Origin of the sequence: Phenylobacterium sp. (assembly GCF_031360265.1) — a bacterium.
GTDB lineage: Bacteria > Pseudomonadota > Alphaproteobacteria > Caulobacterales > Caulobacteraceae > Phenylobacterium.
In genome coordinates, this window is the sequence record NZ_JANMBF010000116.1 from 26,170 (window position 1) to 39,361 (window position 13,192).

The 13,192-nt window shown below is 70.8% G+C and carries 10 protein-coding genes; 7 read left to right on the forward strand and 3 right to left on the reverse strand.

All coding sequences use genetic code 11. The features are described 5' to 3' along the window. The first annotated feature begins 36 nt into the window (after positions 1-36). The gene (locus RMN86_RS10625) at positions 37-192 is read left to right on the forward strand and encodes a hypothetical protein (RefSeq protein WP_309605818.1); all 156 of its coding nucleotides are present in this window, start codon (positions 37-39) and stop codon (positions 190-192) included. A gap of 10 nt (positions 193-202) precedes the next feature. Here the strand turns inward: RMN86_RS10625 and RMN86_RS10630 are convergent, their stop codons facing one another. Beyond that, positions 203-952 carry a VOC family protein gene (locus tag RMN86_RS10630; RefSeq protein WP_309605819.1) on the reverse strand — a complete coding sequence of 250 codons (750 nt, stop codon included), beginning with the start codon at positions 950-952 and terminating at the stop codon, positions 203-205. Positions 953-1,096: 144 nt separating this feature from the next. Here RMN86_RS10630 and RMN86_RS10635 point away from each other — a divergent pair, with 144 nt between their 5' ends. The 5 genes from RMN86_RS10635 to RMN86_RS10655 all read left to right on the forward strand — a co-directional run bounded on the left by RMN86_RS10635 (position 1,097) and on the right by RMN86_RS10655 (position 7,759). Next, complete coding sequence (locus tag RMN86_RS10635) at positions 1,097-2,719, forward strand: amidase (RefSeq protein WP_309605821.1); 1,623 nt, start codon at positions 1,097-1,099, stop codon at positions 2,717-2,719. A gap of 215 nt (positions 2,720-2,934) precedes the next feature. Then, a complete protein-coding gene (locus tag RMN86_RS10640; protein WP_309605822.1) occupies positions 2,935-4,143 on the forward strand; it encodes a glycosyltransferase in 1,209 nt (402 codons plus the stop codon). A 387-nt stretch (positions 4,144-4,530) separates the two neighbouring features. Beyond that, positions 4,531-4,938, forward strand: a complete 408-nt coding sequence (locus RMN86_RS10645; protein WP_309605823.1) for a hypothetical protein — start codon at positions 4,531-4,533, stop codon at positions 4,936-4,938. Between the two features lie 32 nt (positions 4,939-4,970). Continuing rightward, the gene (locus tag RMN86_RS10650; RefSeq protein ID WP_309605824.1) at positions 4,971-5,714 is read left to right on the forward strand and encodes a hypothetical protein; all 744 of its coding nucleotides are present in this window, start codon (positions 4,971-4,973) and stop codon (positions 5,712-5,714) included. Continuing rightward, positions 5,714-7,759 (forward strand): protein kinase domain-containing protein, encoded by a 2,046-nt coding sequence (locus RMN86_RS10655; RefSeq protein WP_309605825.1) that lies wholly within the window; start codon positions 5,714-5,716, stop codon positions 7,757-7,759. The genes RMN86_RS10650 and RMN86_RS10655 overlap by 1 nt, the downstream gene beginning before the upstream one ends. Here the strand turns inward: RMN86_RS10655 and RMN86_RS10660 are convergent. Together RMN86_RS10660 and RMN86_RS10665 are read right to left on the reverse strand one after the other, a co-directional pair. Next, positions 7,734-8,972, reverse strand: coding sequence for an acyl-CoA dehydrogenase family protein (locus RMN86_RS10660; protein ID WP_309605826.1), 1,239 nt, complete (start codon positions 8,970-8,972; stop codon positions 7,734-7,736). The genes RMN86_RS10655 and RMN86_RS10660 overlap by 26 nt on opposite strands. 196 nt (positions 8,973-9,168) lie before the next feature. Beyond that, positions 9,169-10,284, reverse strand: a complete 1,116-nt coding sequence (locus tag RMN86_RS10665) for an acyl-CoA dehydrogenase family protein (protein WP_309605827.1) — start codon at positions 10,282-10,284, stop codon at positions 9,169-9,171. A 178-nt stretch (positions 10,285-10,462) separates the two neighbouring features. Between RMN86_RS10665 and pepN the strand changes: the two genes are divergently transcribed. Further along, complete coding sequence (gene pepN, locus RMN86_RS10670) at positions 10,463-13,093, forward strand: aminopeptidase N (RefSeq protein ID WP_309605828.1); 2,631 nt, start codon at positions 10,463-10,465, stop codon at positions 13,091-13,093. The last annotated feature ends 99 nt before the right edge of the window (positions 13,094-13,192 follow it).

The window sequence follows — 13,192 nt, forward strand, 5'->3', positions numbered from 1 at the left end:
TGCTCCGACGCCGGGCCCCCGCTGACCTCGCAGGTCATGGGTCCGATCGAGGCGCTGACCGCCCAGATGTGGCCCGGCGTGCCCGTGGCGCCGAACCTGCTGGCCGCCGCCAACGCCGACCAGAAGGATTGGGGCGGGTCGAGCCACGCGCGCCTCGGCTCGCCCCTGGGGCAGCCCGCCGTTCGCGCCTGAGCCCCGTCGGTCAGGCCGCCACCAGTCGAACCCGCGTTCCGCACAGCCGCACCTCGCCCTGCGCCCCGATCAGGCTGCGCCGCTCGGCCCGCGCGCGGACCTGCGCCACATCGCGAACGGCGACGTCAAAGGCGCCCAGCCCCTCGCCCCGGCCATCGGTCACGCCTACAAACCGCAATTCCCCGCCGTCGAGGGGCAGGCGCCAGCCTTCGGCGGTCTCGGCCGCCTCGAGCCCCAGCACGGCGGCCCAGCGGGCGGCCATGGCGCGTGGGTCCTCGCCCTGAAGCTCGGCGCCGACGATCGCCACGGAGGTGTCGGTTCGCACCTGCTCGCGCCAGCGCGAGCCGCCCCACTGCCAGCGGTCGGGCGGAATCATGGCGTCCACCGACACGATCGCGCCACCCATGTCGCGCGGGTGCAGGTGGGTCATCCAGAACCCGTCGCCGTCCAGCTGATCGACGACACGCACGCCCTGGGCCTTGATCCGCGCCCGCGCCGGGCCGATCTCGTCGGCCTGCAGGATCACCATGTAGCCGCCGTCGCCGCCGCGCTTCTGCAACAGCCGCCCCGCGGTGGTGCCCGGCGCCTTGGGCGACAGCGCCTCCAGGAAGGTCTCGCCCACCGGCCAGACGGCGTTGGCCAGGCCATATTTCCCGACCCCGGGGTCGGCATAGGCGCCGCCCAGGCCCAGCACATCGACAATGTCCTCGCTCGCCGCGGCCAGGTCCGAGCCCACCAGGGCGATCTGTCGAAGCCGCATCGCGATCCATTCCAGGCCAAAGGCTCGCCCCGGTCCGGGGACGGACGGAACTAGAGAGCCGGCGCCGGTGGCGGTCAAGCGCTGGCGCGGCTGGCGTTTTTCGGCGGGCGCGGTTCCTATGGCCCATCCGACTCGGGAATCGCCATGCTCAGACCTCTTGCCTTCGCCGCCGCGCTCGCCGCTTTGGCCGTCGCCGCACCGGGTGCCCCCAGCGCCCAGGCCCCGGCCCAGACCAGGCCGCTGAGCCCGTTTGCCTCGGGTGCCGAGCAGCAGGCGGCCATGGCGGCCGGCGCCACGACGTCCGAAGACCTGGTCAGGGCCTATCTGGCGCGGATCGCGGCGATCGACCGGGCCGGGCCGAAGCTGAACAGCGTGCTGGCGCTCAATCCGCACGCGCTCGCCGACGCCCGCAAGCTCGACGCCGAGCGCCGCGCGGGCCACCTGCGCGGGCCGTTGCACGGCCTGCCGGTGCTGCTGAAGGACAACATCGAGTCCGACGACGGCACGGCGACCACGGCAGGCTCGCTGGCGATGGTCGACAATGTCACCGGCCGCGACGCGCCGCTGGTGCGCCGGCTGACCGACGCCGGGGCGGTGATCCTAGGCAAGGCCAACCTGTCGGAATGGGCCAACTTCCGCTCGACCCGCTCCATCAGCGGCTGGACCGGCGTGGCGGGCCTGGTGCGCAACCCCTATTCGCTGGATCGCACCGCCTGCGGCTCCAGCGCCGGCTCCGGCGCGGCCATCGCCGCGGGCCTGGCGACTCTGGCCATCGGCACCGAGACCGACGGCTCGATTACCTGCCCGGCCGCCGCCAACGGGGTGGTCGGCCTGAAACCCACCGTGGGCCTGGTCTCGCGCACCTATGTGGTGCCGATCTCGCCGGAGCAGGACACGCCCGGCCCGATGACCCGCACCGTCGCCGACGCCGCGGCCATGCTCACCGCCATCGCCGGCTCCGATCCGCTGGACCCCGCCACCGCCCAGGCCAACGCCCACAAGGCCGACTACCTGGCCGGCCTGCGGACCGACGCCCTGCGCGGCGTCCGCGTCGGCGTGCTGCGGATGACGCTCGGCCGCTCGCCGCAGACCGACGCGGTGTTCGAGACCGCGCTTGCCGCCCTGCGCAAGGCCGGCGCCGTGCTGGTCGAGGTCAAGGGGCCGGACGAGGCGGCGCTCGGCCAGATCGGCGGCGCCGAGGGCGAGGCCCTGCGGGTCGAGTTCAAGGCCTCGCTCAACGCCTATCTGGCGGCCACGCCGGCCAAGGTGAAAACCCGCTCCCTCGACGACCTGATCGCCTTCAACGCCCATGAGCCGCGCGAGACGCTGCTGTTCGGCCAGGAGATCTTCGAGCAGTCCGCCAAGGTTCCGCCGATCACCGACCCGACCTATCTGGCCGGCCGCGCCAAGGCCCGCAAACTGGCCCGCGACGCCCTGGACAGGATGCTGGCCGACGACAACGTCGAGGTGCTGGTCGGTCCGTCCACCGGCCCGGCCGCCATCGTCGATCCGATCGACGGCAGCCGCAGCCTGGGATCCTATTCGACCCTGCCGGCGGTGTCGGGCTATCCGCACCTGACGGTGCCCATGGGGAACGTCCAGGGCCTGCCGGTGAACATTTCCTTCATCGGCCCGGCCTGGTCGGAAGCCCGGCTGCTGGCGCTGGGCTTCGCCTTCGAACAGGCCACCCACGCCCGCATCGATCCGCGGTTCCTGCCCAATATCTGGGCGCGCCCGGAATACGCCAGGGTCTTCGATCCGCGATGAGACCCTTGCCCAGCCGCCGTTTCACCCCAATTTGAGGCCCAAGCTGAGCTTTGACGACTAACCGGTTGAGGGGGCGGGTCCGTTTGGCCAGACTGTGGAACAGATCGCCCGGCCGGACCCTCGCTTCGCGGGGCGATCCGCGGCGGCGACGGGATCGAACAGTCGAGCTGTTCGTTGCGTCTTGCGGCGAACCTGCTGACCGGGGGCTTGAGACGATGTTCGACGCCACAGCACGCAGCGCCGCCCCGGCCCCTGGCGCAGGACCGGCGGCCTCGGCCGGACCGGCGCCCGGCTTCCACCTGATCGACACCACCATGATGTATGCGCCCCGCTCCGGCGGCGTGAAGCGCTACCTCAGCGCCAAGCGCCATTGGCTGGAGACCCGCAGGCCCGACATCCGCCACACCCTGGTGGTGCCCGGCGCGGCGACCCGCGCCGAGGCCGCGGGGCTGGTCACCATCGCCGCGGTGCGCCTGCCGTTCGGCGACGGCTACCGCATGCCCGCCAGTCCCGCCAAATGGGAGGCGGTGCTGCGCGGTCTGGAGCCCGACATCATCGAGGCCGGCGACGTGTTCGTGCCCGGTCACGCGGCGATGGACGCCGGCCAGGCCCTGGGCGTGCCGGTGGTCGGCGTCTGCCACACCGACGCGCCCACCCTGGCGGCCCTGCACCTGGGCGACTGGGCCGAACAGCCGACGCTCAACCTGTGGGCCCAGGCCTACCGACGGTTCGACCAGGTGGTGGCGCCCAGCCGTCACACGGCCTCGCGGCTGGCCGAGGCCGGCGTCGAGCGGGTGACCGTGCTGCCGCTGGGGGTCGATACCGAGCTGTTCCATCCCAGCCGCGGCGACCGCGCCGCCCTGCTGCGCCGCCTCGAATTCCCCGCCGATTCCCGCCTGCTGGTGTTCGCCGGCCGCCCGGCTCGGGAAAAGAACATCGACGCCATGGTGGCCTGCGTCGAACGGCTGGGGGACCCCTATCGCCTGGTGCTGATCGGCGCCGGCCGGGATTCCCAAGAGAGCGCCCGCGTCGCGTGCCTCGACTTCGAACGCCAGCCGGAAACCCTGGCCGGCGTCATCGCCAGCTGCGACGCCTTCCTCCACGCCAACGAGAACGAGATCTTCGGCCTGGTGGTTCTGGAAGCCATGGCCGCCGGCCTGCCGGTGGTCGGGCCCAACAAGGGCGGCGTCGGCGAACTCATCGACGACGGCGTTGGCCAGCTCGCCGCCGGCGTCGATCCGGCCAGCCTCGCCGAGGCCGTCGAGGCGCTGTTCGCCCGCGACCTGGGCGCCCTGAAGCTGGCCGCGCGCCGCCGCGCCGAGACCCGTCACAGCTGGGACCACACGTTCGAGGGGCTGACCCGCCTCTACGCCCAGCTGATGGCCCGCCAGACACGGCGGCCGCCGCTCAAGCTCAGCGCCTGACATCAACGGCGCGCACGCGGTTTCGCACCCAATGCGAAATTCAACCTGCACGGGCGAACTCGATTGACAGTCAATCTCCCAAGAGCATATTTCCCGGGAGTTTGCTTCCAGTTCTCGAATAGCTGTGACGGCCGGCCGATTAAACAAAATCCTCCGACTGTCTGAGTCGTATCAGAAGATTCTCTGTTTGATCAGTCATGGGAGAATATCATGTCAACCAAGGTACGTAATCGTCATGATTTCATAGTCAAAGATCTGGTCATCAGCGTTCCTTCAGCGGCGGGAAGCCACGGCGGAACCTTCCTTCCGGCTGACGACGGCACGCTGCCGCCCTGGTGGATTTCCCCCATCGCTAGTGTTCTGGTGAAGGGAGACATATTAGAAGTTGTGCGAGAGACTGTCCGGCAATCTCTCAAGGACACGGGGGAGCTGACCTCGATCGGTCGGGCGTTCGCCGGCGACCTCAGCGGCAATCCGGCGATCAGCTCGGCGATCCACGACATTGGCGCCGCGGTCGTCGCCAGCGCCGCCTACTCCGCCCTGGGCGGCGGGTCTGTCGGCCTGCCCAACCCCGATTGTGGCGGCTCCTCGCTTGAGACCATCCCCACGCCGATCACGCCGATCGTTCTCGTGGGCCGCGAGGTACATCAGGTGTCCGAGCTTCCCGGCCTGCGGAAACAGCTGGCTGTCGCGGTGGAAGCGCTCGACCGGTTCACAGCCGCCCAGGCGCCGCGCGACGCCGAGATCGGGGTGGTGCGCACGCAGCTTGAAGGCGCGTTGAAGAGCCTCGGCTGACGGCCCCAGGATCCGCGCCAAGAGGCTGCGCCATGGGCGGACGGCTCGACGCGCTGTCGCTTCGGGCGATCCGGACCACCGCGGCCCTGCCGTGCTCGGACGCCAGAACCCTTTCGCGGCGGCTCTACGCCTATGGCGCGGTCCCGCGCGGCCCGACGTTCGATCTGGACTTCGGGCCGGGCGACGATGCGCTGGCTGTGCTCGGCCTGACCTCCGGCGGCGGCGTCCGTGCGCGGCTGGCGCGGGACTATGACGCAACGACCTATCCCGGCTGGGTGGGGTTCGGGCGGCTGGGTCAAAACGACAGCGCCTCGTCGGCCTTCAAGCTCTACGCGAGCCCACGTCCTGAAGCCCTGGCGACGGCCTTCCCGATCCTGGCGCAGGTCTTCGCCGATCTCGAGGTCCGCGCCTTCAAGGTGGGACGCGGTCCAGCCGGTCTGCTTCGCTGTGACAAGATCGTCGCCTATTTTGACAGCCGGGAACATCTGCGGGTCGTGGCCGCCGCGCTCGCCCGCAAGCTTGCCGGCTGCCCGGCGCAGGGCGTGCCCTTCACCGCCGCGCTCGGCGCCGACGGACTGCTGTCCTGGGGGATCGACCCCCCGCCGCCGGCCGAAGGACCAGCGCAGAGCTGGCGATCCTGGATCACCGGCAAGCTGGCCGACGCGATCCTGGCCGTCCGCCGGCCGGACCTCGACCCCGCGGGGCCGGTGCTTGCCCGGATGACGGCCGACGGCGTGGTGGACTGGCGGCCGGCGGCAAGCAGGCCGGGGCCCTGATGAGCGCGCCCGCCCCCGGCCTCGGCGACATCCTCTTCACGCTTCCCGCCGATGCTCGTCTGGTGCCGGTTCGCGAGCTCTCGCCGCGCCTGCAGGCCCGGATCGGACCCGTCGATCCTGGGCAGGTGGTGGTCAGCCGGCCGGGCTTTCGCGTGACCACCCGGCTGGTGACTCCCGAACTCGCGCGCCTGATGGCCGAGTTTCGCGCGCCCCGGCGTCTTGTGGACGCGGTGCTGCGGTTCAGCCGGGATGAGGCGCGCGATCCGTTCGCCACGCTCGACGACGCCTTCGGGGCCCTGGCGACCCTGATCGACGGGCGGGTTCTGGTCCCGGCGGATTCGCCGGAGGCCCAGGGTCTGCCGCCCAGCCTGGCGGCAGGCCAGGCGCTTGCCGGCTATGAGGTGGAGGCCCTGGTGCAGGCGCTGGAGGACAGCGAAGTCTATCGCGCCCTGTCGGCGCGGGGTCAGCCGGTGGCGCTGAAGGTCGCGCGCGCCGGCGCGCGTTCGGCGCTGGCGCATGAAGCCCGGGTGCTCGCGCATCTGGGCGGCGGCGACACGCCGCGGCTGATCGAGGCGGGTGAGGCCGGCGGGCGGCCGTTCCTGGCGATGGCGTGGCGGCCGGGCGTGTCGGTGGCGTTCGCGGCCCAGCGGATGCGGGCCTCTGGAGACAGGCCGCGCGCGCGGCGGATGGTGGCCGCCCTCCTCGCCGCCTACGGTCGGTTGCATGCCAAGGGCGTCATCCACGGCGACATTCACCCGGGCAACATCCTGATCGACGAGGCGGGACGGGTGACCCTGCTCGATTTCGGCCGGGCCCGGCTCGACGCGGCGGAAGGCGCCGATCCCGCGCGGGCGGGGATCGCCCACTTCTATGAGCCGGAGATGGCGCGGGCCTTGTTGGTCGGGCAGACGCCGCCGGCGTCGACCGCCCGATCCGAGCAATATGCCCTGGCCTCGCTCGGCTATTTCCTGCTGACCGGCCTGCATCCCGTCGATCCCTCGGCGGAACATCGGGAGCTGCTGGCAAGGATCGTCACGCGGCCGCCACTGCCGTTCACAGCGCGCGGCGTGGCCGCCTGGCCGGGGGTGGAGCGGGTGCTGGCGACAGCGCTGTCGAAAGACCCGGCGGAGCGTTTCCCCGACGTTGGCGCGTTCGCCGCCGCCTTCGCCGCGGCGCCGCCCGCCCGACCTTGGCCGCGCGCGCCCCTGGCCGCGGCAAACCTGCTGGAAGCGGCGCTCGAGCGTGTGCTGCGCGGGTGGCAGGTCGAGACGTCCGTTGATGCCTTGCCGTTGGCCTGGCTTGCCCTGCGCGCGGCGCTTGGCCGCGGCGACGGTGACCTGCTGGCCGCCGCCGACCTGTGGGCGAGCCGCGCCGGCCCGGGCTGGACCGCGGCCGCCGTCCGCGCCGAGGTCGCCCGCGCCCGCTGCGACAGCGCCGCCGAGACCGAGGCGATCACCGCCTTCATGGCCGCGGCGGATCGGGCGGACGGACCCGCCCCCCTGCTGGCGGCGGCACGGCTGTTGGACGGCGGCGCCTATCGGGAGGCAGACGCCGCACCGCTGGCGGGCTGGGCCGTCCGGCGGCTTGACCGGCTGCGGGCGGCCGATCCCGCGCCGGCGACCCTGGCCCAGGCGACGCTGGCGCTCAGTCAGGCCGGCGTCGCACCCTTGCCAGACGGACTGTGCGCGCAATTGGACGCCTTGCCGCGGGCGGCCGGAGACGTCTGGCTGTGGGGGCTCGCCCACGGCGCCTTCGCCGAGCCGCGCTATGCCGAGCGCGCGCTCGAGGCGGCGCGTCGGACGCGCGACGGGCTGGCGCGATTGCGGGCCTACCAGCTGACCGGCGACCGGCGCAGTTACGCCGCCGCGCGGCGCGGCGCCTATGCCGCCGCCCGGCGAGCGCCAGCGGCGGATGATCCGGGGATCCTGGAAACGGCTTTGCTGCTGCTGGAGCTGGTAGCCCCACAGCGGGTCATCAGGCCGCCGTTCGAACTCTGGATCGGGAGGCCCCTCGTCCCGCCTACCGCCCCGCCGGCATGTCCTTGAAGGCCACGTCCTTGTCGACGCGGATGTCGCCCGGCAGGCCCAGGACGCGCTCGGCGATGATGTTCTTGAGGATCTCGTCGGTGCCGCCGGCGATCCGCAGGCCCGGCGCGAACATCACCGAGCTCTGGAACGCCCCCTTCAGCGGCGCCAGGTCAGGGTCGTCGAGGATGCCGAACTGATCCAGCATCTCCAGCGCCTCGTTGCCCAGCTCCTGCATCTGCACCGCCGAGACGATCTTGCCGATCGAGCTTTCCGGCCCCGGCGTCTGGCCGCGCGAGAGCGCGGTCATGGTGCGGTTGCGGGTGTGCTTCAGCCCCTCGGCCCGGACATACCAGTCGGCCAGCTTCTCGCGCAGGGCCTGGTCCTTGATCGCCGGGGCGCCGTCAAAGCCGGCGACATTGCGCGCGGCCTCCATGAACTCCGCCCAGCCCGCGCCGGTCGCCCCGCCCACCGCCAGCCGCTCGTTCATCAGGGTGACCAGGCTGACCTTCCAGCCGTCGTCCACCGCGCCCAACCGCTGGCTGTCCTTGACCCGCACGCCCTCGAAGAACACCTCGTTGAAGCCCGAACCGCCCGACATCTGGTGGATCGGCTTCACCTCGACGCCGGGATCGTGCATGTCGATCCAGAACATCGTCAGGCCCTTGTGCTTGGGCGCGTCGGGGTTGGTCCGGCAGATGACGATGCCGTAGTCGGAGAACTGAGCCCCCGTGGTCCACACCTTTTGGCCCGAGATCAGCCAGTCGCCGGAGCCATCGGGCGCGCGCACCGCCTTGGTGCGCGCCGCGGCCACGTCCGAGCCGCCGGAAGGCTCGGAGAACAGCTGGCACCAGATCTCCTCGCCGCGCAGGGCCGGGCCCACGAAGCGATCTTTGGTGCCCTGGTCGGCGAAGGTCGCCACGGTCGGCACGCACATGCCCAGGCCGATCTGGAACGGGTTCGGCGGAATCGGATATTTCGCCTCCTCGGCGGCGAAGATCACGCTCTGGATCGGATTGCCGCCCTGCCCGCCCCATTCCTTGGGCCAGGTGATGCAGGCGTAGCCGGCCGCGGCCTTGCTCGCCTGCCAGGCCTTGGACGCAGCCATGGAGCCTGCGCCTTCGCCGTCCCCATCGCCGTCGGCGACGGGCGGGCGCCGGGGCGCATTGGCCTCCAGCCAGGTCCGCACCTGGGCGCGGTAGGCGGCTTCCTCGGGGCTGTCGTTGAAGTCCATCACTCAGCTCCTGGGCTGAAAGTTCCCATTGAAATTATTATGGAACGTCATGGCCCGGCTTGTCCGGGCCACCCATGATCTCCCTGCCGACGGCGAGGCTCGGCGGTGCTGTATTCCATCCTGTATCGCGGAGATCATGGGTCCCCCGGACAAGCCGGGGGATGACGACAAGAGGGGTTGTTCGAGCCATCGTCCTTCAGGCCGCGTTGCGCCGTTCGAGCTGGCTGACCAGCCGTTCCTTCCAGACCCGGGGCGCGCCGGCCACCAGGCTGAGCTGGCGCGAGCGCCGGTAGTAGAGGTGACAGTCCACCTCCCAGGTGAAGCCGATGCCGCCGTGGGTCTGGATGCTTTCCTTCGAGGCGAACCAGAACGCTTCGGACGCGGCGATCCGCGCCGCGCTGGCCGCCACCGGCAGTTCGGGCGCGGCGGTGTTGAGAGCCCAGGCGCCATAGTAGGCGTTGGACCGCGCCAGCTCGTTCTTCACATAGATGTCGGCCAGCTTGTGCTTGATCGCCTGGTACGAGGCGATGACGCGGCCGAAGGCGAAGCGTTCCAGGGCATAGGCCTTGGCCATCTCCAGGCACTTGTCGGCGCCGCCGCACTGTTCGAAGGCCAGCAGCACCGCGGCGCGGTCGAGAATCTGTTCCAGCAGGGCGAAGCCCTCGCCGGCGGGTCCCAGCCGCCTGGCCGGGGCCTCCTTGAAGGTCAGCCGGGCGGCGTCGCGGGTCGGATCAAGCGTCTTCAGTGGCTCGCGGGTGACGCCGGCGCCGTTCAGATCGACCAGGAACAGGCCCGCCTGGCCGTTTTCCTTGGCCAGCACGAGGCACAGGTCGGCGATGTCGCCGTCGGTCACCGGCAGCTTCACCCCGGTCAGCCTGCCGCCGCTGACGCTGGCCAGCAAGGCGCCGGGCGTCAGCACGCCGGGCCCCTCGGAGGTGGCCAGCGCGCCGATCAGTTCGCCTGTGGCGATCTTCGGCAGGATCTCGGCCTTCTGCGCCGCGCTACCGGCCAGCATCACCGCCTCGGCCAGGACATAGACCGTCGAGGCGAACGGGATCGGCGCGACGGCGCGGCCCAGCTCCTCGGCGATCACACAGAGTTCCAGGTGGCCCAGCCCCAGGCCGCCGTGCTCCTCCGGGATCGCCGCGCCCAGCCAGCCCTGGCCCGCCACCGCCTTCCACAAGGCCGCGTCATAGGCGGTCGCTGGGTCATCGAGCACGCAGCGCACCCGGACCGTCGGACAGTTGGCGTCAAGAAACCTGCGGGCCTCGGACTTGAGCGACTTCTGGTCGTCGGAAAAGTCGAAATTCATGCGCCACCCATCCCGCCGACTGTCGCGGCTTTGCGAGGTTTCCCCTGGGATACCATACGCGCACACGCGGAGGTGGAAAGTGTGACCTCGCGTCAAACGTGCGGCCGTCCTCAAAAGCCGGTCCATGAACCGATCCCCGGGCTTTGCGCGAGCGCGGCCGAATGACTAGATGGCGCCCATGCGCACCGACACCCCCCAGCCGATCCGGCTCGTCGACTATCAACCACCGGGCTTCCTGATTGACGAGGTCCAGCTGACCTTCGACCTGCGGCCCACAGCCACGCGGGTGAAGGCCCGGATGACGGTCCGCCGCAATGGCGAGCACACCGAGCCGCTGAGCTTCAACGGCGAGCGGCTGACGCCGATCTCCGTGTCCATCGACGGGCGCGTGCTGGCGCCGGGCGAGCGCGTGATCGACGGGGAAACCCTGGTCATCGCCGGCGTCCCCGACGCCTTCGTGCTGGAAACCGAGGTCGAGATCGACCCGCAGGCCAACACGGCGCTGGACGGGCTCTACATGTCGGGCGGCCGGTTCTGCACCCAGTGCGAAGCCGAGGGCTTCCGCAAAATCACCTTCTGGCCCGACCGCCCCGACGTGCTGTCGCGCTTCACGGTGCGGATCGAGGCGGACGCGGGCCTCCACCGCCTGCTCTCCAACGGCAACCTGATGCAGAGCGGGCCCCTGCCGGGCGGCCGCCATTTCGCCGTCTGGAACGACCCCTTCCCTAAACCCTGCTACCTGTTCGCCCTGGTGGCCGGCGAGCTGGACGTGCTGGAAGACACGCTGGTGACGATGACCGGCCGCACCGTCGACCTGCGGATCTACGTCGATCCCGGCATGGCGCCGCGCGCCGCCTACGCCATGGACGCCCTGAAGCGCTCGATGAAATGGGATGAGGCGACCTTCGGCCGCGAGTACGACCTGGACCTGTTCATGATCGTCGCCGTGCGCGACTTCAACTTCGGGGCGATGGAGAACAAGGGGCTGAACATCTTCAATTCATCCCTGTTGCTGGCCGACCCGGCCACCGCCACCGACCTGGATTTCGAGCGCATCGAGAGCGTCGTGGCCCACGAGTATTTCCACAACTGGACCGGCGACCGGATCACCTGCCGCGACTGGTTCCAGCTGTGCCTCAAGGAGGGCCTGACGGTCTTTCGCGACCAGAGCTTCTCGGCCGACCAGCGCGGCCACGCCGTCCAGCGGATCAAGGACGTCAAGGCGCTGCGCGCGCGCCAGTTCGCCGAGGACCAGGGGCCGCTGGCCCATCCCGTGCGGCCCTCGAGCTATCTGAAGATCGACAACTTCTACACCGCGACCATCTACGACAAGGGTGCGGAGGTGATCCGCATGCTGAAGACCCTGATCGGACCCGAAGCGTTCCGCGCCGGCATGGATCTCTATTTCGAGCGCTGGGATGGCCACGCCACCACGGTGGAGGAATTCATCCGCTGCTTCGCCGAGGTTAGCGACCAGGACCTGACCGCCTTCTTCGCCTGGTACGAGCAGGCCGGCACGCCGCAAGTCAGCCTGACCAGCCGCTATGACGCCGAGCGCCGCGAACTCGAGCTCGAGCTTGTGCAGGCGACGGCCGCGACCCCGGGCCAGCCCTCCAAACGGCCGCTGCCGATCCCGGTGATCGTCGGCCTGCTGGACGCCGACGGCCGCAGCCAGGCCTTCCTTCGCGATGGCGTGGCCCTTGACGAGACGGTCGTGGTGCTGAGCGGCGAGCGGACCACGCTCACGCTCACCGGCATCGACGAACGCCCGGTGGTCTCCGCGCTGCGCGGCTTCTCAGCGCCGGTGAAGCTGACCAGCAACGCCGAGGCGCGCGACCGCTATGTGCTGCTGGCCGGCGACCCGGACCTGTTCAACCGCTGGGAGTCCGGGCAGGAGCTGGCCCGCGCCCTGATCCTCGGCCGGGCCGGAGGCCAGCCCGACGAGGTCGGCGAGGAACGCTACGCCGAGGCGGTGGGCCGCGCGCTCGCCGACCAGGCCGCCGACCCCGCGTTCAAGGCCCTGCTGCTCAACCTGCCGTCCGAATCCGACCTGGCGCTGGCCATGAGCCCGGCCGATCCCGCCGCCCTGCACGCGGGCCGCGAAGCGCTGCGGACGCGTCTGGCCGTGCACCTGGCCGATGACCTGAAGCGCCTGCACGCCGGCCTGCAGGAGGCCGGCGAGTTCTCGCCCGACGCCGCCGGCGCGGGGCGGCGCGCGCTGCGCAACGCCGCCCTCGACCTGATGGCCGCCAATCCGCGATCGGAAGTCGGCGAACTGGCCTGGGGCCACTATCAGGCCGCCGCCAACATGACCGACGCCATGGGCGGGCTCTCCGCCCTGACCCTGATCGGCGGCGATCTCTACGAGAAAGCCCTGGCCGACTTCTACGAACGCTGGAAAGCCGAGCCCCAGGTGATCGACAAATGGTTCGCCGCGCAGGCCCGCGACCCTGACGAAGGCGCCCTTGGCCGAATTCTGGGTCTGACCGCTCATCCGGCCTTCGAGGCGCGAAATCCCAACCGGCTGCGGGCGCTGGTCTCGACCTTCGCCAGCTTCAACCCGGTCCGCTTCCATGATCCCAGCGGGGTCGGCTACCGTTTCCTCGCCGACCAGATCCTGGCGGTCGACGCCGGCAATCCGATGACCGCGGCGCGGCTGGTCGAGCCGCTTGGCGGCTGGCGTCGCTACCGACCGGACCTGGGCGGCCTGATGAAGGGTCAGCTCGAGCGGATCCTGGCCGCGCCCGGCCTCTCCAAAAACGTCTTCGAACTGGTCAGCCGCGCCCTGGCCGACGACGCGGCAACCTGACGCCACGCCAGCCTGTTCGCCGCCGAATGACGTGACGTCGTTTACGCTTCGCGAGTAGACTCCGCGTCTTCAGGGGTGATTTGCCCTTCGAACGGGGGG